Source organism: Streptomyces sp. NPDC052036 (assembly GCF_040680495.1).
Classification (GTDB): domain Bacteria; phylum Actinomycetota; class Actinomycetes; order Streptomycetales; family Streptomycetaceae; genus Streptomyces.
Genome location: NZ_JBFAWW010000023.1, coordinates 80,871 through 102,639, shown reverse-complemented (window position 1 = coordinate 102,639; position 21,769 = coordinate 80,871). Strand labels below are relative to the sequence as shown.

18 protein-coding genes and 1 pseudogene are annotated in these 21,769 nt (G+C 70.3%); 15 read left to right on the top strand and 4 right to left on the bottom strand.

The genetic code is table 11. The annotated features are described in order from the left end of the window. Positions 1-409: 409 nt before the first annotated feature. The gene (uvrA, locus tag AB0L95_RS27920; protein WP_365165887.1) at positions 410-2,878 is read left to right on the top strand and encodes an excinuclease ABC subunit UvrA; all 2,469 of its coding nucleotides are present in this window, start codon (positions 410-412) and stop codon (positions 2,876-2,878) included. A 574-nt stretch (positions 2,879-3,452) separates the two neighbouring features. On the opposite strand, the gene AB0L95_RS27915 is transcribed toward uvrA, so the two are convergent. Continuing rightward, a complete protein-coding gene (locus tag AB0L95_RS27915) occupies positions 3,453-3,902 on the bottom strand; it encodes a DUF1931 family protein (RefSeq protein ID WP_365165919.1) in 450 nt (149 codons plus the stop codon). Positions 3,903-4,523: 621 nt separating this feature from the next. On the opposite strand from AB0L95_RS27915, the pseudogene AB0L95_RS27910 reads away from it, so the two are divergent. After that, positions 4,524-4,757, top strand: a pseudogene (locus AB0L95_RS27910) (transposase); the annotation flags it as partial. Positions 4,758-4,842: 85 nt separating this feature from the next. On the opposite strand, the gene AB0L95_RS27905 reads toward AB0L95_RS27910, so the two are convergent. Further along, positions 4,843-5,688, bottom strand: coding sequence for an aldo/keto reductase (locus AB0L95_RS27905; protein ID WP_365165885.1), 846 nt, complete (start codon positions 5,686-5,688; stop codon positions 4,843-4,845). A 100-nt stretch (positions 5,689-5,788) separates the two neighbouring features. Further along, a complete protein-coding gene (locus AB0L95_RS27900; protein WP_365165883.1) occupies positions 5,789-6,976 on the bottom strand; it encodes an MFS transporter in 1,188 nt (395 codons plus the stop codon). Between the two features lie 266 nt (positions 6,977-7,242). Here AB0L95_RS27900 and AB0L95_RS27895 point away from each other — a divergent pair, with 266 nt between their 5' ends. Continuing rightward, entirely contained in the window at positions 7,243-8,133 is an 891-nt protein-coding gene (locus AB0L95_RS27895; protein ID WP_365165881.1) for a LysR family transcriptional regulator, read from the top strand. Positions 8,134-8,204: 71 nt separating this feature from the next. On the opposite strand, the gene AB0L95_RS27890 is transcribed toward AB0L95_RS27895, so the two are convergent. Then, positions 8,205-9,986, bottom strand: a complete 1,782-nt coding sequence (locus AB0L95_RS27890) for a helix-turn-helix domain-containing protein (protein WP_365165878.1) — start codon at positions 9,984-9,986, stop codon at positions 8,205-8,207. Positions 9,987-10,263: 277 nt separating this feature from the next. On the opposite strand from AB0L95_RS27890, the gene dnaK reads away from it, so the two are divergent. From dnaK to AB0L95_RS27830, 12 genes are all read left to right on the top strand, one after another. Then, positions 10,264-12,162 (top strand): molecular chaperone DnaK, encoded by a 1,899-nt coding sequence (gene dnaK / locus AB0L95_RS27885; protein ID WP_365165876.1) that lies wholly within the window; start codon positions 10,264-10,266, stop codon positions 12,160-12,162. Between the two features lie 8 nt (positions 12,163-12,170). Further along, positions 12,171-12,782, top strand: a complete 612-nt coding sequence (locus tag AB0L95_RS27880) for a nucleotide exchange factor GrpE (protein ID WP_365165875.1) — start codon at positions 12,171-12,173, stop codon at positions 12,780-12,782. 6 nt (positions 12,783-12,788) lie between these two features. Next, complete coding sequence (locus AB0L95_RS27875; RefSeq protein ID WP_365165874.1) at positions 12,789-13,742, top strand: J domain-containing protein; 954 nt, start codon at positions 12,789-12,791, stop codon at positions 13,740-13,742. After that, on the top strand, positions 13,739-14,146 hold the full coding sequence (locus tag AB0L95_RS27870; RefSeq protein WP_355922733.1) for a chaperone modulator CbpM: 408 nt from the start codon (positions 13,739-13,741) through the stop codon (positions 14,144-14,146). The genes AB0L95_RS27875 and AB0L95_RS27870 overlap by 4 nt, the downstream gene beginning before the upstream one ends. Continuing rightward, complete coding sequence (gene clpB / locus AB0L95_RS27865; RefSeq protein ID WP_365165871.1) at positions 14,137-16,776, top strand: ATP-dependent chaperone ClpB; 2,640 nt, start codon at positions 14,137-14,139, stop codon at positions 16,774-16,776. Before AB0L95_RS27870 ends, clpB begins: the two co-directional genes overlap by 10 nt. After that, positions 16,773-17,219, top strand: coding sequence for a thioredoxin (trxA, locus tag AB0L95_RS27860; RefSeq protein ID WP_365165868.1), 447 nt, complete (start codon positions 16,773-16,775; stop codon positions 17,217-17,219). Before clpB ends, trxA begins: the two co-directional genes overlap by 4 nt. Before the next feature lie 5 nt (positions 17,220-17,224). Further along, entirely contained in the window at positions 17,225-17,488 is a 264-nt protein-coding gene (locus AB0L95_RS27855; RefSeq protein WP_067378125.1) for a UBP-type zinc finger domain-containing protein, read from the top strand. Continuing rightward, a complete protein-coding gene (locus AB0L95_RS27850; protein ID WP_365165865.1) occupies positions 17,488-19,302 on the top strand; it encodes an FAD-dependent oxidoreductase in 1,815 nt (604 codons plus the stop codon). Before AB0L95_RS27855 ends, AB0L95_RS27850 begins: the two co-directional genes overlap by 1 nt. A 48-nt stretch (positions 19,303-19,350) precedes the next feature. Beyond that, positions 19,351-19,851, top strand: a complete 501-nt coding sequence (locus AB0L95_RS27845) for an Hsp20/alpha crystallin family protein (protein ID WP_365165862.1) — start codon at positions 19,351-19,353, stop codon at positions 19,849-19,851. A 278-nt stretch (positions 19,852-20,129) separates the two neighbouring features. After that, a complete protein-coding gene (locus AB0L95_RS27840; protein ID WP_365165859.1) occupies positions 20,130-20,408 on the top strand; it encodes a hypothetical protein in 279 nt (92 codons plus the stop codon). A 22-nt stretch (positions 20,409-20,430) separates the two neighbouring features. Continuing rightward, a complete protein-coding gene (locus tag AB0L95_RS27835) occupies positions 20,431-20,823 on the top strand; it encodes a DUF2267 domain-containing protein (protein WP_067043084.1) in 393 nt (130 codons plus the stop codon). A 704-nt stretch (positions 20,824-21,527) separates the two neighbouring features. Then, on the top strand, positions 21,528-21,656 hold the full coding sequence (locus AB0L95_RS27830; RefSeq protein ID WP_365165856.1) for a hypothetical protein: 129 nt from the start codon (positions 21,528-21,530) through the stop codon (positions 21,654-21,656). Positions 21,657-21,769: the final 113 nt, after the last annotated feature.

Genomic DNA, 21,769 nt, shown 5'->3' with positions numbered 1-21,769 from the left:
CGGTCATGGCCGCCATGGGGGCATGCTCGCGACCTGGGGCTGAGCTGCCGGGGCGAGTTCGCCACCGGGAGGCGAACCACCGCGTTCGCCGAAGCGCGCCGACAGGGGGCAGGCGAAGGCCCCGACTGGTTCGGGGAATCCCCATCCAGGGCCGATCGAGAGTGGGCGCGAAGGGCGGTCGCCTCGCGGCGGGGCTCCATAAGGCTTCAGCCGAACGATCGTCCTCATGGCAAAGGGTGAGGCCCGGGGACACAGTTCCCTTCACGCCCACATACGGATGAACGGTGAAGCACTCTCGAATGTCCCCTGGGAGCGTCTCATACCGGGGTTTCTTCGAGCGCTCCTGTGAGCGAGGCCCGGTGACGGCGCCTGTCGCGCGGTTCCCGGCGTGATCAGGTAGTCAGGAACGGTGAACAAGGACGCGACCGACCCCTTCGTGCATGTCCGGGGCGCCGGTGAGAACAACCTGCGGAACATCGATGTCGACGTTCCGCGGGACGCGATGGTCGCCTTCACCGGCGTCTCCGGTTCGGGCAAGTCCTCGCTCGCGTTCGGCACGCTCTACGCGGAGGCCCAGCGGCGCTACTTCGAGTCCGTAGCACCGTATGCCCGAAGGCTGTTGCAACAGGTCGGCGCACCGCACGTGCAGGAAATCACCGGACTGCCACCGGCTGTGGCCCTGCAGCAGCGACGCGGGTCGCCCAGCTCGCGCTCGACGGTCGGCACCATCACCACGCTGTCCAATCTGCTGCGCATGCTGTACTCCCGCGCCGGCACCTATCCGCCCGGGGCCGCACGGCTGGAGGCCGAGTCGTTCTCACCCAACACCGCGGCCGGCGCCTGCCCGGAGTGCCACGGACTGGGCGTCGTGCACGACGTCGCCGAGGACCTGCTCGTCCCGGACCCCTCGCTGAGCATCCGCGAGGGGGCGATCGCGGCCTGGCCGGGCGCCTGGCAGGGCGCCAACCTGCGCAGTGTCGTGAGCGGCCTGGGGATCGACATCGACCGACCGTGGCGCAGGCTCAGGAAGAAGGACCGGGACTGGCTGCTGTACACGGACGAGCAGCCCTCCGTGTACATCGAGCCGGAGGAGGACCGCGTCGACTACGGCTACCAGGGCAAGTTCTGGAGCGCCCGCAAGCACGTCATGCACGTCCTCGCCGACTCCAAGAGCGAGAAGATGCGCGAACGGGCGCTCCGGTTCGTCAGGAGTGTGCCCTGCCCCGCCTGTCACGGCAGCGGTCTGCGGCCCGAGGCGCTCGCCGTGACCTTCGCCGGACGTTCCATCGCCGAGATCAACGCGATGCCGCTCACCGAGGTCGTGGCACTGCTGCGGCCCGTCGCGGGGCGGTCCGAGGCCGACGCCACCACGTCGACCGCCCGGTCCGGGGAGACGACCGAGGTCGCGGTCCGGATCTGCGGCGATCTGGTCGCGCGGGTCGACGTACTGCTCGACCTGGGCCTCGGATATCTCAGCCTCGGGCGCCGCTCGACGACCCTGTCGCCCGGCGAGGCGCAGCGCCTGCGGATCGCCACCCAGCTGCGCTCGGGGCTGTTCGGCGTCGTCTACGTCCTCGACGAGCCCTCCGCGGGCCTGCACCCGGCTGACGCGGAACCGCTGCTGGACGTGCTGGACCGCCTCAAGGCGGCGGGCAACTCGCTGTTCGTCGTGGAGCACGACATGGACGTCGTACGGCGGGCGGACTGGGTGGTCGACATCGGCCCCGGTGCGGGCGAGGGCGGCGGACGCGTGCTGTACAGCGGGCCGGTCGCCGGTCTTGAGCGGGTCGGGGAGTCGGCCACGAGCCAGTACCTGTTCGGGCGCGCCCAGCCGCTCGATCACCGCCCGCGCACACCGCACGGCTGGCTGCACCTGCGCGGCGTCTCCCGCCACAATCTGCACGACGTGTCCGTCGACGTACCGCTCTGCGTACTGACGGCGGTGACGGGCGTGTCCGGTTCCGGAAAGTCGACGCTGGTGACGCAGGTGCTCGCCGAAGTCGTCCGCGGCCACCTCGGACTCGTACCCGAGGAGCCCGACGAGGCGCAGCTGGAGGTCGACGTCCAGGATGCGTCGGGGATCGAGTCGTTCGACCGGCTGGTCCGGGTCGACCAACGGCCCATCGGCCGGACTCCCCGGTCCAACCTGGCCACGTACACGGGGATGTTCGACGCGGTGCGCAAGCTGTACGCGGCGACGGACGAGGCCGGGGCGCGCGGCTACTCGGCCGGGCGGTTCTCCTTCAACGTGCCCGAAGGGCGGTGCGAGACCTGCCAGGGCGAAGGATTCGTCGCGGTGGAACTGCTGTTCCTGCCCGGCACCTACGCGCCGTGCCCGACCTGCGAAGGCGCCCGGTACAACGCCGAAACGCTGGAAGTCGCCTACCGCGGCAAGAACATCGCGGAAGTACTGGCGCTGTCCGTCGACGCCGCCGCCGAGTTCCTGTCCGCCGTCCCGGCCGCGTCCCGCAGTCTGGAGACGTTGCGCGAGGTGGGACTGGGGTACCTGCGGCTGGGCCAGCCCGCGACGGAACTCAGCGGCGGTGAGGCGCAACGCATCAAACTGGCCACCGAACTGCAGCGAGCCCGCCGCGGGCACGCGCTCTACCTGCTCGACGAGCCGACGGCGGGGCTGCACCCCTCGGACATCGCGCTGCTGCTGCGACAGCTGCACCGGCTCGTCGACGCCGGCAACACGGTCGTCCTCGTCGAGCACGACCTGGACACGATCGCCACCGCCGACTGGGTCATCGACCTCGGTCCGGGCGGCGGCGACGCGGGCGGGCGGGTGGTCGCGGCGGGCCCGCCGGCCAAGGTGGCGAGGGCCCGCCGCAGCGCCACCGCGCCCTATCTCGCGGCCCGGCTCGCGCGCGCCTGACGACAGCGCGAGGGGCTGAGCACCGGTCAGCCGGGTTCGGGGGCGCAGAGTCGCGCGCGTCGCCATGCCGCGTTCCAGCTTGTGGCGGATATCGCTCGCGAGGTATCCCGTCTGGGCCCGAGGCGTCGGCGACCAGGCGGTCTACGGGGAAGGTTCCGGCCGCGTTGAGGTCGAACTGGCGGGCCCGGATCTCGCCGTGGTGGAGCGAGACGATCTCGGTCTTCGCCCCTGCGCCCTGCAGCGCACCGCGCGGCTGGTCGAGTTCTACACGTTCGACGCTGGTTGTAGGACGCGAGCGGTTGGGACACCCGGCAGGGCCTGTCCGCATCCCTTTTTCCGGACCGGACTGCAAGGCCCGGCCGAAGGCGCCCCGAGCGCATGTCTGCGCGCGGTCAGTGAAAGCTGCCGTCCGAGTGAGGACGACCTTCGTCCAGCCGTCGTCGCGGGCGTCGACGGGCTGGTGTCCGTGTATTGGTTTGCTGCCTTGTTCAGATGAGTTCGTTGGAGACGATCCGGGGCGGCTCGGCCCTCCCGGCCTGAGACGAGTCCGGCGACATGCACTGGGGCGCGACTGCTACAGCAGCCGGTCGAACACCGCGGTCACGCCCTCCCAGTGACTGGTCTGCGGGTTTTTGACATCCGGATACATGATTTTGAACGTCTCGGCGAGGGCGACGCTGAGACCGCCGATGATCTCGGGGTAGCGCTCTTCGGCCTCCTGGGTGGGTGTCCTGTCGAGGGGAGGGTGCACGGCGAGCTGTTCCAGGATCGGCTTCAGCTCGACCTCCTCGTCAAGCCGCCGGAACCGGTGGATGCTCTCCTGGAGGCCCTTGGTGATCGGTAGATCCCACGGTTCGACGGTATCCCTGCCGTTGGCCTTGGCCGACGCCTGGCCGACGACCAGGAGATCGTAGAGCTTGGCGTCGACGAAATCGCCGTATCGCTTCAGGTCGTTCCTGTCCACGTCGAGGCTTGCGGCGGCGCGGAAGAACCTCTCGAACTTCGACACACCCATCAGGGTCATGCCTCTCGCCTCCTCACCGGGAAGGACGGCGCCGATCGCTCCCGCCCGCGCCGCCATCGGCTGTTACCTGGTCGAGATTCGCAGAGCCCCCTGCTGAGCGCCTCCGCACTCCAGGCCGAAAAAAGGCGCCCCCTCTTCCCCTGGCAGAGCAGCATGAAGTGCGCAGGCATCCCTCGGCCAGCCGTACGGCCGTCCGTCCGCAGGAGGCTGCACGGCGTTGCAACGCCTCGAACGCGAATTGCTGACCGGATGACACGACCAGCTCGGGGGAGTGGGACTGTATCAGGCACCCGGCCGAGACTGGAACAAGACCGGGCTCGGTGCAGGGGTCGGGTTGAAGAATGGGCAGCGGCAGCCGTTCTTCTCCGGACTGCGAGGTGTCTCGTGAGACACCGGCGACTGAGCTGCCCCTCTTGTCGCCAAGCCGTTGACGTGTTTCCGGCGAAACGATCTACGCGAAGCTGGATGAACCACTCCCCGCATGAGCAGGCAAGGTATGGCGCCGGCCTCTTGGGGTCCGAAGCTCGAGGACGGCTGGCGGTGCCCTGCGGACATGAGCGCGCGGACCTGGTGCGCCCGGGACCCGGGGCGCGCAGGGCGCCACGCGCTCATGTCCGCGGAGCCGATACCCTCTGCAATGCCGAATACGGGCAGGTCAGCGACGAACGCTTCAACCACCGCAACAGCTGTCGCCCGCGCGAGTGGGACACGAGGGCCGGGACGATCGAGCAGGCCATCCTCAAGCTGCGCCAGGGCAGTTACTTCGCGCACTGGCTGCTGGAGAGGCGCCAACGGGCCGAACAGGCCCTCATCTCGGTGGTCGCCACCGCCTACCTGCTCGGCGTCAGCACGCGCGCCTGCTCGTCGTCAGCACGGGCGACGGCGCGCAGCGAACCCCCATTCCGACGACGAGCGGGGGTGCGCCACCCTGTCAACTCCTTCAGAGCATCTCCAGGGGCGTGGGCCCGCTGGGCGGCGGGAACGACTCGTCGAGAGCGTCGAGCGCCTCGGTGGGAAGGTGGAGGTCCACCGCGCCGCGGTTCTCCCGAACGTGGTCGGGTGATCCGGAACGCGGGATCGCGGCCACCCCCTGTTCCAGCACCCAGGCGAGTGCCACCTGGGCCGGCGTGGCTCCGAGGGCCCGGCCCGCGGCACCCAAAGCCTCGACCTTCAGCAGCCGCCCCTGCTCGATCGGGGAGTAGGCCATGACCGTCACCCCGGCCTCGCGGCACCAGGGGAGCAGATCCCATTCGATGCCGCGCCGGGAGAAGTTGTACAACACCTGTTCGACGGCCACGGCGTCGCCGCCGGGGAGGGTGGTCAGCTCGACCATGTCGGCGACGTCCAGATTGCTCACGCCCCAGTAACGGATCTTTTCCGCCTCCATCAGGTCGGTGAATCCCGCAAGGGTCTCCTCGAGTGGCCACCGTCCCCGCCAGTGCAGCAGGTAGAGGTCCAGCCGTTCCGTACGGAGCCGCCGCAGGCTGCCCTCGCAGGCGGCGACGGTGCCTTTCCGGGTTGCGTGGCCGGGCAGCACCTTGCTGACGAGGAAGACCTCTTCCCGGCGTCCCCGGAGGGCCTCCCCGACGAGTTCCTCGGCTGCGCCGTCGCCGTACATCTCCGCCGTGTCGACGACGGTCATGCCCAGGTCCACGCCCAGCCGCAGCGCGGCGATCTCCCGTTCACGCCGGGCCGGGTCCTCGCCCAGGTACCAGGTGCCCTGCCCGAGCGCCGCGATCTCCTCACCGGAGGGGAGCGCGATCGTTCTGGCCGATTCCGCAGACATCTCGGGCCTCCCGTCTGTCGCGGATCCGCGTCGCGCGCCCGCACCGGGTGCCCAGGTCCGCGCCTCCCAGACAACGGGTGTTGCATGCGCCGCAGGGAGGTCAGTAGGGGCGAGCGGACTGCGCCGAGAGCTCGCCGGGACCGGCTGCGCGGTCGCGCAACGCGACGGCGACCGACACGACGGCGCCGCAGGAGAGGACCGCCGCGAAGCCGATCATCGCGGTCTGCACGGCGAAGTGCCGCAGGGCGATGCTGAACAGGACGGAGGGCAGGCCCATTCCCAGGTACGCGACGACGAAGAACACGGCGAGGACCCCTGCGCGTGAGGCGGGCTCGGCCACTGAAACGGCACGTTCGACGCCTCCCTTGAACAGCAGCCCGGAGCCGGCTCCCGACAGGGACACGGCGACCAGGTAGAGCCAGAGCGCCGGGTGGTAGAGGGCGACGGCGCACAGGACCAGGCCGACCGGGAAGGCCACTGCCCCCACGGTCAGGAGCCGGGGCAGTGGGAGGCGGCCCAGCACCAGCTGGGCGGCCGCCGCGGAACCGAACATGAGGAAGGCCGCCAGGCCGACCACGAGGTGCGAGTCGGTGTGCAGGGTGCCGTGGAGCACGCTCGCCCCGAGGGAGGAGATCAGGCCGAGGATCGCGAAGGCGAAGGCGCCCAGCGCGCCGGCCGCGCCGAACGTCCGCCGGCCGCCGGGGCGCAGGACGAACCTGCTGGGCGGTTCGGCGGCGGGCAGCTCCAGGTCCACGGTCTCCGGGGTGGACAAGACCAGCGCCAGGCACACTGCCATGGCGAGCGTGAAGATCGCCTGGGTGGTGATCAGGGGCGTGGGAAGCCATTCGGCGGCGGCTCCGGCGACCAGGGGCCCTGAGGCCAGGCCGCCGAGGTTGGCGGCGGTGGCCACGATGCCGGGCAGCACCGGCCCCGTCCGTTCCGGACGGGCCTCGTGGTGGAGGTCGTGCAGGTACGTCGTCGCGGTCGAGGCCATCAGCCCCAGTCCGACACCGTTCAGGATCCTGCCCGTGATCAGCCCCGGCAGGTCCCGCCACACGATCAGTACGACCGACGCGACGATGCCGACCAGCAGCGCCGGGACGATGATGCGTCGCCGGCCGAGCCGGTCCGACAGGTGGCCCAGTCCGAGGAAGGCGGCCGCTGCGCCCACGACCATCGAGGCGTACGCCACCGTGACCGTGGTCGCGCCGAAGTGGTCCCGGGCCTCGTACAGCGGCCACAGCGGGGTCGGCGCGGTGCCGAAGGCCATCAGCACGGTGAAGGCCACCGCCACGAACCAGAAGCCGGTCGTGTGCGAGGCACGGCGCCGGGCGGGGGCGCGGGGCGGCAGGCCGGCGGGAGCGGGTGCTGGGATCCGGTGGGTCGGGTCGCCGGGAGCGTCGGCTGTGGGACGGCTCAGCGGCGTCGGAACGGCAGGCAGGGGTACCCCTCCTCGGGCGGAAGTGGATGGCGTTTTCCATCCTCCTCACCAGCGGGGATCAGTGCCAACGAATGTTTTTGCTGGGCTCGAGCAATGCGAGTGATACTTCTCGTGTGGAGCTACGTCAGCTGGAGCACTTCATCGCGGTCGCCGAGGAGCTGAGTTTCACGCGCGCCGCCCGTCGGCTGCACGTGGTGCAGTCCGGGGTGTCCGCCGCGATCCGCTCCCTGGAGCGAGAGCTCGGCGGCGCGCTGTTCGAGCGCACGTCGCAGCAGGTACGGCTCACCGGGGCCGGCGCGGCGCTGCTGCCGGAGGCCAGGGCCACCCTGCACGCCGCCCAGGCGGCCCAGGACGCCGTGCGCGCCGCACAGGACACGCTGCGCGGCACGGTGAATGTGGGCGCCATGGCCTCTGTCGAGGTGGTGGACCTGCCTGCGCTTCTCGGGCAGCTGCACGCGCGGCATCCGGCGATCGACGTCCGGCTGCGGCTGGCGACGACCGGATCGGCGGGACTGGCGCACGCGCTGCTCAGCGGCGACCTGGACGTGGCCTTCCTGTCGCTGCCCGAACGCAAGCCCGCCGGGATCGACGCACGGGAGCTGGCCACCGTGCCGCTCGTCCTGGTGGTGAGCGCCGCCCATCCGCTCGCGCAGCGGGGAAAGGTGGCACTTGCGGACCTCGCGGGGGAACCCTTCGTGGACTTCCCGCCGGGCTACGGCAACCGCGAGGTGGTCGACCGGGCGTTCGCGGCGGCGGGCGTCGTACGCCGGGTGGCACTGGAAGTGCCCGACATCGACATGGGGGCGGCACTGGTCCGGCACGGTCTGGGCATCGCCTTCCTGCCCGCGTTCGCCGTTGCCCGCACCCCCGGCCTGCACGTCCTGGACGTCCCCGGCACCATGCTCCGCTGGAGCATGCATCTCGGCACGTCGTCGACCCGGCGGCCCAGCTCGGCTCTGCGGGCGCTGCTCGACCTGGTCGACCTCCACGTCATCGCCCTGTGACGCCCGGGCCGCGGACCGGACGTCACCCGTCAACTGCTACTGACACCGCTCGGCGCAGTTCCAGTGAGGCATCAGCCCGGTCCGCCCAGCACGATCTTCCACACTCGGGTCGCCACCTGGAGGTTCAGCCGGTCCTCGACGTTCGCGAGGTCGTTGCCGCTGATGTCGCGGATGCGCTGGAGCCGATAGCGCAGCGTGCTGCGGTGGATCGCGAGGGATTCGGCGGTCTCGTCGTAGTTGCCGCCGCAGTCGAAGTACCGGGACAGGGTCTCCACCATGGCCGCGTGGTGCCGGGAGTCGTAGTCGATGAGCTGCCCGAGCCACTCGTCGACGAACGTCTCCAGTTCCCGGTAATCGTTGCCGGGTCCCAGGATGCGGTAGAGGCCGAGCTCGTCGAAGAACGTCGTGCCGTAGTGCTCGCGGGAGTGGCGGCGCACGTCGAGGGCGCGCTGCGCCTCCTGGTAGTGGTGGGGGATGTCGTTCAGGGAGTCGGAAGGGGCGCTCACCCCGATCGTCCCGGACCGTGTTCCGGTCTCCCGGGCGAGCGCCTCGTACAGGGCGCGGGCGTGCGGCCTCTCGTCGGCTATGAGGACGACGTGGTCGGAGCGGCGGGTCAGCAGCGAGCGCATGCCCACGGCAGAGGCCGCCCGCCCCACGGTCTGTGCGAAGGAATCGTCGGGGGTCCGGTTCGACCACTGCACCACGACGATGTAGTGGCTGCGGTGCAGGTCGTGTCCGACCGCCTCGGACCGGGCGTAGGCGCTCGGCTCGTCCGTTCCTGCCAGGAGGTCGTCGGCCAGCGCGCGGTGCAGCCTCAGCTCCGTTTCGGCCAGATTGCGCAGGTGCGTCATTTCCAGGGCGAGCGACGCGGCGGCGTGTTCCAGCGCGAGCACGGTGTGCTCGTCGGCCTCGTCCCGGGCATCGACCAGGGCCAGCACGCCCAGGATCTCGCCGTGCGGGCGGATCAGGGTGATCAGCCGGTCCCTTATCCGCACCGGCCCGGTCTCTTTGGCGACGGCGTGCAGCATTTCGTCCTGGCGCACGGGGTCCGGTTCGGGATAGGGGATGGGGCGGCTGGGGCCGGTCCAGGACCTCAGCCGACCGAAGCGGTCCTCGACCAGCGCGGGAAGTCCAGTGAGTCCGTGCAGTGCGCGGGTGACAGCTTCGTCGCCGCCACCCGAGGCAGCGACGTCGGCCATGAGAGCGTGAACGGCTCGCTCGTAGCCCAGCTCAGCCACCACAGAGATCAGCTGCCGCTGGAGGGCTGTGCGTTCCTCCCTGAGCCGGCGCAGCTCCAGCGCGTCCTCGCGTTGGCGGCGGTGTGCGAAGGCGACTGACAGAGCAGCAGCGGTGTGCCGGACGAGCAGGGCGAGCAGGGATCGCTCGGCCTCGGTGGGCCGGGAGCGGGACGTGACCACGAGGTAGCCGTGGAGTCCCCCAGGTCCGCGTAGCCCCAGGGCCCGGCCCCAGGGCCTGCCGGCTACGGTCACGTTGCCGTCCTGCCCGGCCAGCTCCCGCACCCTCCGGCCCACGGCCAAGGCATGCGGCTGCCTGTTCCTCGGGCTGGGGACCAGGTCGCCGCCCACCTTGAGGTATGCGGCCTCGGCGCGGTATGGCCCCGCGGCGACTATGTGGTCCATGGCCAGGCGCAGGATCTCGCCTTCGTCCGGAGCGTCGAACAGGGCGCGGGAGAGCGCGACCAGTGCCTGGAGGGCATGGTCGGCTGGGGTGCGAGCGGGCAGGCGGGGCCCCCTGGGCGCGGCCGTGGGGTGCCGCCCGACGCTGCCCCGCGGAAGGCTGCCCTTCCGGTCGGAGTAGCGGTGGTACAGGCTGTATGCCCGACTGCCGACCATGGGATCACTCCGTCCTTCGGAGGTGAGCGGCTTTCGCGTACCCGCTCCGGGGCTGGCTACCCGAGACGTGTGCGTTATTTCTCTCGTACTCCTGGGGCGACCGGACCCGTGCATTCCTGACTCGCCAGGCGCAGGCGTGGAGCCACCTGGTTCGTCACCCTGGGGAGTGCTCGAGACCCTCCGTGCGCACCGGTGGGAAACCGGCGGAGTCCCACCTCTACCTGAGCGAACGTGATCCGGAGAGTCGACGCAGGCGCTGCACCGGGAGGAGTTCCTCATGGCCAAGGCAGTGGGTATCGACCTGGGCACCACCAACTCGGTGATCGCCGTGTGGGAGGGCGGCGAGCCGTCCGTCGTGCCCAACAGCGAGGGCAACCGCACGACACCGTCCGTGGTGGCCTTCACCGACACCGGGGAACGTCTGGTGGGCCAGCTGGCCCGGCGCCAGGCGATCCTCAACCCCAAGGGCACCATCTACTCGGCCAAGCGGTTCATCGGCCGGCACTTCGACGAGATCTCCGACGAGGCCAGGGCGGTGGCGTACGACGTCGTCGAGGGCGACGGCGGGGCGGCCCGCTTCAAGGTGCGCGACAAGCTGTACGCGCCTGAGGAGATCAGCGCACAGGTGCTGCGCAAACTCGCCGACGACGCGTCCAAGCAGCTGGGGGAGCGGGTCACGGAGGCGGTCATCACGGTGCCCGCCTACTTCAACGACGCTCAGCGCACCGCCACCAAGGACGCCGGACGGATCGCCGGACTGGAGGTGCTGCGGATCATCAACGAGCCGACGGCGGCCGCCCTCGCGTACGGCATGGACAAGAAGGAGCACGAGACCGTCCTCGTCTTCGACCTGGGCGGCGGCACCTTCGACGTGAGCATCCTCGACGTCGGCGACGGCGTGGTGGAGGTGCGCTCGACCGCCGGTGACAGCCACCTGGGCGGCGACGACTTCGACCGGCGTCTGGTGGACTACCTGGCAGACGACTTCCAGAAGGAGAACGGCATCGACCTGCGCAAGGACCCGCAGGCGCTGCAACGACTGTTCGAGGCGGCGGAGAAGGCCAAGACCGAGCTCAGTTCGGTGACGCAGACGCAGGTCAGCCTGCCGTTCATCACCGCTGACGCCTCGGGCCCCAAGCACCTCACCGACTCGATCATGCGGTCCACGTTCGAGCAGATCACCGGCGACCTGGTGGAGCGTTGCCTGGGACCGGTCCAGCAGGCCATGGCCGACGCCAAGGTCGGCGAGAGCGACATCGACGAGGTCATCCTCGTCGGCGGTTCCACCCGCATCCCCGCCGTCCAGGCTCTGGTCCGCCGGCTGACCGGCGGCAAGGAACCCAACATGAGCGTCAATCCCGACGAGGTCGTGGCCCTGGGCGCCGCGATCCAGGCCGGGGTGCTCAAGGGCGAGGTCAAGGACGTCCTGCTGCTCGACGTCACACCCTTGTCGCTGGGCGTGGAGACGCGCGGCGGAGTGATGACGAAGATCATCGAGCGAAACACCACCATCCCCGTGCGCCGCAGCGAGACTTTCTCCACCGCCGAGGACAACCAGCCGGCCGTCGATGTGGTGGTCCTCCAGGGCGAGCGCGAGCGGGCCGCCGACAACCGGGTGCTGGGCCGGTTCCAGCTCACCGACATCCGGCCGGCACCGCGGGGCGAACCACAGATCGAGGTCACCTTCGACATCGACGCCAACGGCATCCTCGACGTCAAGGCCCGCGACCGGGACACCGGCAAGGAACAGGGCATCACCATCAGCGAGAGCTCCAACCTGGACCGCAGTGAGGTCGAACGCATGGTCCAGGAGGCCGAGCGCAACCGGGGCCAGGACCAGGCACTCCGCGAGGCCGTCGACGCCCGCAACGAACTCGATGCCGTCGCGTACCAGGTCGAGAAGCGCCTCGCCGAACTGGGCGACGCAGCGCCCGCGCACGAGAAGGCACGCGCCGAGATGCTCGTGTCCGACGCCCGGGCGGCGGTCAAGGAAGAGGCGGGCGTGGAGCGCGTGCGACCCCTCACCTCCGAACTCCAGCAGGTCCTCGCCGGGCTGGCGGCCCATCAGGGCGCCGAGGCCACTGGCGGTCCCGGCCAGGACGCCGCCACCGGTGGTCCCACGGGTGGCGGTGGCGGTGGCGACGATGTCATCGACGCAGAGTTCGACAAGGACTGAGGCGCGCCATGCCCAGCCACCCCCAGGAACCCGACCGGGCCGCGTCTGATCCGGTCGAACAGGCCCCGGAAGGCGTCGTACGCCCTCCTCGCGGAGATTTGCCGCAACCGGGCCCGCCGCCCCGGCCGGAGGCGGCGAACGACGAACCGGGTCCCGACGCAGCCGGCCCCGCGCCTGCCGAGGACGAGTACACGACCGCGATCCAGGAACTGGAGGACCGCTGGCGGCGCGCGCTCGCCGACCTCGACAACCTTCGCAAGCGTCACGCCAGGGAACTGGAGCGGGAACGCGCGGTCGAGCGGTCCCGCACGGCGTCCGCCTTCCTGCCCGTCCTCGACAACCTCGAACTCGCCCTGACCCACGCCGACGCCGATCCGGGCGCGATCGTGGAGGGCATCCGGGCCGTACGCGACCAGGCGGTGAACGTCCTTGAGCTGCTCGGCTACCCGCGGCATGCGGAGACCGGCGTCGCCTTCGACCCGGCCCGGCACGAGGTGGTCGGCGTCGTCCAGGACCCCGACGCCCCACCGGGCACCGTCGTCGAGGTGCTGCGCCCCGGCTACGGGGACGGCGAACGGCAGCTCAGGCCCGCCGCCGTGACGGTCGCGAAGCGGGAGTGACCGGTCATGGCACGGGACTTCTACGAGGTGCTGGGCGTGTCGCGGACCGCGAGCCAGGACGAGATCCAGCAGGCATATCGCAAACTCGCCCGCAGGTACCACCCAGACGTCAACAAGGACCCCGGGGCGGAGGAGCGTTTCAAGGACCTCAACGAGGCGTACAGCGTCCTGTCCGATGCGAAGACCCGAGCCCGCTACGACCGCTTCGGCGAGGATTTCCGCAAGATCCCGGAGGACTTCGACGAACGGGTCGCGGCGGGAGCGGGCGGCGGCTTCCGCGGTCGGAGGACCGCAGGCGGTGGCGGTCCCCGCGTCCGGTACGCCACCGGCTTCGGCGACGACTTCGGCGCGGAGGGCATCGACATCGAGGACCTGCTCGGCTCCATGTTCGGAGCCGGCGCCGCCCGAGGCGGCGTCCCCGGAGCGGACCAGGAGGCGGAACTGCCGCTCACTGTCGAGGAGGCGTACCGAGGCGGCCGTCGCACCGTCACACTCGCCGGTCCCACCGGGCAGCCGCGGCGGTACGAGGTCGAAGTGCCGCCGGGCGTCACCGACGGGCAGCGCATCCGGCTGGCGGGCGAGGGTGGCCAGGGCAGTGGTGACGCCGCCGCGGGCGACCTGTACCTGCGGGTGCGTATCCAGCCCCACCCCCGGTTCCGGCTGGACGGCCGTGACGTGCACGTCCAGGTCCCGGTCGCCCCGTGGGAGGCGGCCCTGGGTGCGACCGTGCCGGTGCCCACGCCCGGCGGCGGCACGGCGAAGGTCACGGTGCCTGCGGGCTCGTCCAGCGGCCGGCGGCTGCGGCTGCGCGGCGAGGGCATGCCGAACCCGCGGGGCGCGAACGGCGACCTGTACGCCGAACTTCGCATCATGGTGCCTCCCGCCCTCGGCGAGCGGGAGCGCGAACTATTCGAGGAGCTCGCCGCCACTTCCTCGTTCGACCCCAGGAGGACGCGATGAACGACCGACCCGCGGGAGCGGGAGGCATCGGCCGGGCCGGCGTGGGCGCCCGTCCGGTACGAACGGGCGCCGACATCACCGCCTCGACGGCCGTCCGGTACGCGCTCGTCCCCGTCCCCAGGCTCTCCCTGGCCGCCGTGGCCCTTCGCTCGGGCCTCCACCCCGATCTGATCCGCCGGTTCGTCGCCCTCGGCCTGGTCGACGCCGAACGCGACTCCGCGGGGCGACTGGTGTTCGACCCCACGGCCCCGGCGGTTCTCGCCCGTATCCAGCGGCTGCGCACCGGACTCTGCCTCAACTACGCATCCATCGGCCTGGTGCTCGACCTGCTCGACCGCATCAGCCTGCTCGAAGCCGCCCTGCGCGGCCGCGGCACGAGGAGTGAAACACCCCCATGGACATGAACCGTCTCACCCAGAAGTCCCAGGAAGCCCTCCAGGAGGCCCAGAGCGCGGCCGTCCGCATGGGGCAGACCGAGGTCGACGGGGAACACCTGCTGCTCGCGCTTCTCGATCAGGAGGACGGTCTGATCCCACGGTTGCTGCAACAGGCCGGCACCGAGCCGAAGGAGCTGCGCGCTGCCGTGCGCGAGGAACTCTCCCGCCGCCCGAAGGTCACCGGCCCCGGTGCGGCACCCGGCCAGGTCTTCGTCACTCAGCGACTGTCCCGCCTGCTCGACGCGGCCGAGCGGGAGGCCAAACGCCTCAAGGACGAGTACGTGTCCGTGGAGCACCTCCTGCTCGCCCTGGCCGAGGAGGGCTCGGCGACCGCCGCCGGACGCCTGCTCAAGGAGTACGGCGTGACCCGGGATTCGTTCCTGAGCGCGCTCACCCAGGTCCGCGGCAACCAGCGCGTCACCTCCGCCAACCCTGAAGTGGCCTACGAGGCGCTGGAGAAGTACGGCCGCGACCTGGTCCTCGAGGCTCGGTCCGGGCGGCTGGACCCGGTCATCGGCCGGGACGCCGAGATCCGCCGCGTCACCCAGATCCTCAGCCGCAAGACCAAGAACAACCCCGTCCTCATCGGCGACCCCGGCGTCGGCAAGACCGCCATCGTCGAGGGCCTGGCCCAGCGCATCGTTCGCGGCGACGTCCCCGAGGGCCTGCGCGACAAGACGGTGTTCGCTCTCGACATGGGCTCCCTGGTCGCCGGCGCCAAGTACCGCGGCGAGTTCGAGGAACGCCTCAAGGCCGTCCTGTCCGAGGTGAAGGCCGCCCAGGGGCGCATCCTGCTCTTCGTCGACGAACTGCACACCGTCGTCGGTGCGGGCGCCGCCGAAGGGGCCATGGACGCGGGCAACATGCTCAAGCCGATGCTCGCCCGCGGCGAACTCCATATGATCGGCGCCACCACCCTCGACGAGTACCGCAAGCACATCGAGAAGGACGCCGCCCTCGAACGCCGTTTCCAGCAGGTGCTGGTCGACGAGCCGAGCGTGGAGGACACCATCTCCATCCTGCGCGGACTGCGCGAACGCCTCGAGGTCTTCCACGGCGTGAAGATCCAGGACACCGCGCTGGTCTCCGCGGCCACCCTCAGCCACCGCTACATCACCGACCGGTTCCTGCCCGACAAGGCCATCGACCTCGTCGACGAGGCGTGCGCCCGGCTGCGTACGGAGATCGACTCCATGCCCGCCGAACTCGACGAGATCACCCGCCGCGTCACCCGCCTGGAGATCGAGGAGGCGGCCCTGTCCAAGGAGAGCGACCCCGCCAGCAAAGCCCGCCTGGAGGAGCTGCGCAGGGAACTGGCCGACCTGCGCGGCGAGGCCGACGCCAAACACGCCCAGTGGGAGGCCGAACGGCAGGCGATCCGCCGCGTGCAGGAACTGCGACAGGAACTGGAGCAGGTCCGCCACGAGGCGGAGGAGGCCGAACGCGCCTACGACCTCAACCGCGCCGCCGAACTCCGCTACGGCCGCCTCCAGGACCTGGAGCGCCGGCTGAAGGCCGAGGAGGAGCAACTGGCCGCCAAACAAGGGCAGAACCGGCTGCTGCGCGAGGTCGTCACCGAGGAGGAGATCGCTGAGATCGTCGCAGCCTGGACCGGCATCCCCGTCGCCCGCCTCCAGGAGGGCGAACGCGAGAAGCTGCTGCGCCTCGACGAGATCCTGCGCGAGCGCGTCATCGGCCAGGACGAGGCCGTCAAACTCGTCGCCGACGCCATCATCCGCGCCCGCTCCGGCATCCGCGACCCGCGCCGCCCCATCGGCTCGTTCATCTTCCTCGGCCCCACCGGCGTCGGGAAGACCGAGCTGGCCAAGACCCTCGCGGCGGCCCTGTTCGACTCCGAGGAGAACATGGTCCGCCTCGACATGAGTGAATACCAGGAGCGTCACACCGTCAGCCGGCTCATGGGCGCACCGCCCGGATACGTCGGCTACGAGGAAGGCGGCCAGCTTACCGAGGCCGTACGCCGCAAGCCGTATTCGGTCGTGCTGTTCGACGAGATCGAGAAGGCGCACACCGATGTCTTCAACACCCTGCTGCAGGTCCTCGACGACGGCCGCATCACCGACTCCCAGGGCCGAACCGTCGACTTCCGCAACACCGTGATCATCATGACGTCCAACATCGGCTCCGAGTACCTCCTCGACGGCGCCACCGCCGAGGGCGAGATCAAGCCGGACGCCCGCGCCCTGGTGATGGGCGAGCTGCGCGGGCACTTCCGCCCGGAGTTCCTCAACCGCGTCGACGACATCGTGCTGTTCAAGCCGCTCGGTGAGCGGCAGATCGAGCGGATCGTGGAGCTGCAGTTCGACGAACTGCGCCGCCGCCTCGCCGAACGCCGCATCACTGTCGAACTCACCGAAGCAGCACGGGAGTTGATTGCCCACCAGGGCTACGACCCGGTGTACGGGGCCCGGCCGCTGCGCCGCTACATCTCCCACGAGGTCGAGACGATGGTCGGGCGCGCCCTGCTGCGCGGTGACGTCCAGGACGGCGCGACGGTCCGCGTCGACGCCGAGGCGGGGGAACTGGTGGTCACCTACGACCAGCCCGAGGACGTGAAGGGAGCGCGGGCGGCATGAGCACGATGCAGGCGACGACCGTCAGTTGTCCCCACTGCGGGCGCACCAACCGGGTGCCCGTGGCCGCGGAGGGCCGCCCCAAGTGCGGCCACTGCAAGCAGCCCCTACCGTGGATGGTGGACGCGGGCGACGACGACTTCACCGAGGTCGCCGAGCGGGCCGATGTCCCCGTCGTGGTCGACCTGTGGGCCACCTGGTGCGGCCCCTGCCGCATGGTCAGCCCCGCACTGGAGAAGGTCGCCACCGATCTCGCCGGTCGAATCAAACTCGTCAAGGTCGACATCGACAGGAACCCCCGGCTGTCGCAGCGTTTCGAGGTCCAGGCCGTACCGACACTGCTCGTCCTCGACCAGGGCGAGACGGTCGCCCGGCAGACGGGGGCGGCGCCCGCCCCCGCTCTGCGCCAGTGGGTGGAACAGTCGATCACCGCCCGGAAAGGGTGATCCGGATGACCCTGCACGCAGACCCCCACCTCGCGCTTGTCCGACCGGTCCAGCCGCTGACCCCAGAAGGGTGTCAGGAGTGTCTGCTGCTCGGCTCCCCGTGGGTCCACCTGAGGCTCTGCCTGACCTGCGGGCACGTCGGCTGCTGTGACTCCTCGCCGAACAAGCACGCGCGTAGGCACGCGGCAGCCGACGCCCATCCGATCGTGCAGTCGTTCCAGCCCGGCGAGGAATGGCGCTGGTGCTACGTTCACGAGGCGTTCGTCTGATGTCCGGCGACCAGCCGCTGCCGGGCGGAGAACCGGTGCCGGAGGAAGCGGACGAGGCCGTCTTCTGGGAGACCCCGGACATCTACGGCGCGTATCCGCGCCTCACGGAGGACCAGATAGCACGTCTGGCGGAGCACGGGCAACGCCGGAGCATGGCTCCGAACGACGTGCTGATCCGGGAGGGGGAGCGCTGCGAGACGTTCTTCGTCGTCCTCAGCGGTACCGTCGCCGTCGTCGAGGACTACGGCACTCCCGAGGAGCGCGTGCTGCGCGTGCACGGCCCCGGTCGCTTCATCGGCGAACTCGGGCTGCTGCACGGACAGGTGGCCTTCTACACCGCTGTCGCGAGGGAGCTGGGCGAGGTCCTCGTCGTCTCCTTGGACCAGGTGCGCCGCCTGGTGTCCCAGGACTCCACCATCGGGGACCTCGTGCTGCGCGCCTGTCTGGGCCGTCGCGCGCTGCTCGTCGGACAGGGCGCCGGCTTCCGCATCATCGGTTCGCGCTACTCGCCCGACACCCGGCGGTTGCGCGAGTTCGCCATCCGCAACCGGCTGCCGCACCGGTGGATCGACCTGGAGAGCGACGAGGAGGCCGAGAACCTGCTGCGCCGCTTCGGCGTCGGCCCGGAGGAGACACCGCTCGTCATCTGGCGGGACACCACCCTGTTGCGCAACCCCAGCAACGCGGAACTGGCCCGGCTCATCGGCCTGCCGTCACTGCCCGCCGGAAACCGTCACGGCGACGTCCTCATCGTCGGCTCCGGACCCGCCGGCCTCGCTGCCGCGGTGTACGCCGCCTCCGAGGGCCTGAGCACCACGGTGGTGGAGGCGATGGCCACCGGCGGCCAGGCCGGCACGTCGTCCCGCATCGAGAATCTGCTCGGCTTCCCATCCGGCATCTCCGGCGCCGAACTCACCGAACGCGCCGTGCTCCAGGCCGACAAGTTCGGCGCCAGGATCAGCCTTCCGCTGGAGGCGACCGGTCTCCATCCCAAGGACGAGGACCACTACGTGGTGGCGTTCGCCGACGGCAGCGAGATCGCCGCCCGCGCCGTCGTCCTGGCTACGGGCGCCCGCTACCGCCAGCTCCAGGTGCCCGGCATCGAACGCCTGGAGGGAACGAGCGTGCACTACTCGGCGACCGTCTACGAGGCCCAGCAGTGCCGCACCGACCCGGTGGCCGTCGTCGGCGGAGGCAACTCGGCGGGCCAGGCGGTGCTGTTCCTCGCCGGGTACGCGCCGAAGGTGCACCTGCTGGTCCGAGGAGCCAGCCTTGAGGCCAACATGTCCCGCTACCTGGTCGACCAGGTCGAGCGCCATCCGCGGGTGGAGGTCATGCTGCACACCGAGGTCACCGAGGTCATCGGCCAGGAAGTGCTGGAGGAGCTCGACGTGGTCGACAACCGCACGGGCGGGCACCGCCGGCTCGCGGTACGGAGCCTGTTCGTCTTCACCGGCGCCGACCCTCACACCGAGTGGCTCGCCGGCATCATCGCCCTCGACTCCCGCGGCTTCGTCCTCACCGGGCCGGAGGCCCAGGAAGCTTGCGCCTACCCCGAGGTGTGGCACGGCCGCGGGCGCTCGTGCATGACCCTGGAGGCCAGCCTGCCCGGGGTCTTCGCGGTGGGGGACGTCCGTAGCGGCTCGGTGAAGCGGGTGGCCTCCGCGGCCGGTGAGGGCGCGATGGCCATCCACTTCGTGCACCGGCACCTGGGGCACTCGGCCGTACCCGGCACCACGGGCACGTCAGATGTCGCGGGCCACTCGGACGTCTCCCCACGCATACGCCACAAGGAGTCCGCATGGCTCGCATGACGCATGGCGGACGATGAGATGACGAGAAGGAAGAAGGAGGCGATTGCGATGGCCATGCCCGTCCGGCACCACCGCGGTGGCGGCCTGCAGGAAAGGCCCGTCTGGGTACCCACCCCTGTCAATCCCCTGGTCGAGTTCGACGAACTGCTCAACCAGATGAGCGGCCTGCTGGAGTCGACGGTCGGCGCGGCACCCGCGGTTGCGTGGACGCCTCTCGCGGACGTGTCGGAGTCCGAGGACGCGTTCCACATAGAGATCGAACTCCCGGGAGTGAAGAGCAAGGACATTGACGTAGAGGCCAACGGTCCCGAACTCGTGGTCACCGGAGAGATCAAGGAGCGGGAGCGCAAGGGTGTCCTGCGCCGCAGCACCCGCCGCGTCGGAGCCTTCGAGTACCGTTTGCGGCTGCCCGGAGAGTTGGACACCCACAAGATCAAGGCTGGGATGCAGGACGGAGTGCTCAGCATCACCGTCCCCAAGGCCGACGTCGCAAAGCCGCGACACGTCGAGATCAGCGAGACGAGTGAAAGTGCCGAGAGCAGCGGCTGAGACGCGAGCGCCGCGGTTTCGGGCACCCATCCGGGACTGCGGCCGGGCCGGCGAGGCTTGACACCCCTCACGGCGGCGGGGACGCGCCACGCGGCTCCCCACCGTTGGTGGTTCTTTCTGCTGGTCTCGCTGACCTTATTCGTGGCGTACGCGGGAGCGAACTCGGCCTGACGGTGAGCGAGGTCCTGAAAATCGCCGACCTCACCGCCCGCCGCCGGGAGTAGGAGCGCGCCGGAGCCCGCCGTTACCGCCCGGGCAGCACCCTGTACTCGCCGAGGATGGCCGGCACCGCGGGCACGGAAAGTCGTACGTCCGCCATGGCCGAACAACGCCTCGACGACGAGATCGAACAGATGACCCACGCGCTCCAAGAAGCCGGCCCGACGAGCGGCGACCGACTCGAACAGGCGGTGGGCGGCCGGCCCTGGGGCTCCGGGCGCTTGCGCCGTGCCCTGCGTGAGTCTCGGGCCAAGGGCCTTGCGAACGGCAGCTACGCGCCGGCGGACGGACCCGGCCGGCCCGACGGCGCACCGGGCGATCCCCATGACCAGCGGTGACCAAGGCAGAAGGAAGGCAGCGATGAAATACGACGGATTCCTCGCCCGTGTGCGCGAGCGAGGCGAATACAACGACCAGGACGAAGCCGCGGACGTCACCAACGCCGTGCTGGAAGTGCTGGCCCAACGGATCAGCCCGGGAGAGGTCAAGGACCTCGCATCCCAGCTGCCCGGCCCGCTGGGACAAGTCCTCGACCATGCCGCGCCGCAGCAGGCGCGAAGCTTCGGGATCGAAGAGTTCTACCGCCGGGTCGCCGAGCGCACCCATGCCCGGCCGCGTACGGCGCAGTGGGACGCCAGCGCCGTCCTGACCACCGTCGCCGACGCTGTCACCGGCGGAGAGCTGAATCAGATCATCAGCCAGCTCCCCTCCAGTTACGCGGTCCTGTTCGGCAAGGCCGACCTCGCGGACTGAGCCCGTGAGGCGCGGTGGTTGCTGAGCGTGATGATTGTCTGACAGTTCTATGGGATGGATTTTCGTGGTTCTGCTGCCGAAGTGTGAGGGGTTCACAACGCTCTGTCCGGAACTTCCGCAGCAGCGCCTGGGAATGTACGACGGACAGGTGTCAACCATGTCCAACTTATGCGTTCGAAGGGCCGGCTGCCGGCACAGGACCGCCGGTCGCTGAGCAGTGCCAGCATCGGCCGGTCCGCCGAGCACGCCTGTGACGGCGGGCAGCGCCATACCCGCGCTTGCGGAGGGGCCCCCGGCGACGGACTGCAGCCCCTTGGCCGCAACGGCACCCTGTTTATCGGTGGATGCTGCCGAAGGCTTGAGTTCTGTGGTGGCCAGCCGCAGATACACCGTCTCGTAGCCGGCCGCCATGGCGTCCGGGGGGGGAGATGCGGGGCACCGTACCCGCGCCGCTTCCCGGAGACTGAGCTACGCTCGGCATCCACCGACGTCAGCGTCTGCGTCCCCGCAGTGCCGGCGCCACGGCTGCGCCCTCCCTCGAGGTTGGCATGGATGAGCAGGCGCAGCACTTCTGGGGCGCTCTACCCTGCTGCGGTCGACCGGACGATGCAGTCGGTGAAGCGCTCCAGGCCGAACTCTTCGCCCGTCTCGTCGCGTGACTCTACGACGCCGTCTGAGGATTCGAGTCCCACGCCGTCACGCTGGTGGCGTCGCTCATCCTCGGCGAGGCGACTTTCGGCCCGTCCGGCCTGGTGTTTTCCCTGCTCGTGCCTGCGATACGCGGGGTCACGGCGGTCATCGGCGTCCTGACCGTCACGCCCGACTTCGCATAACTGACGTATCGTCAAGTAAGTCGGCGTCTGATCAGCATCAGTCCCCAGAGGGTCTTCCTGGCAGACGTCTGATCGGCGGCGTCACTACAGCCTGGCTCGCACGGAAGCGCAGG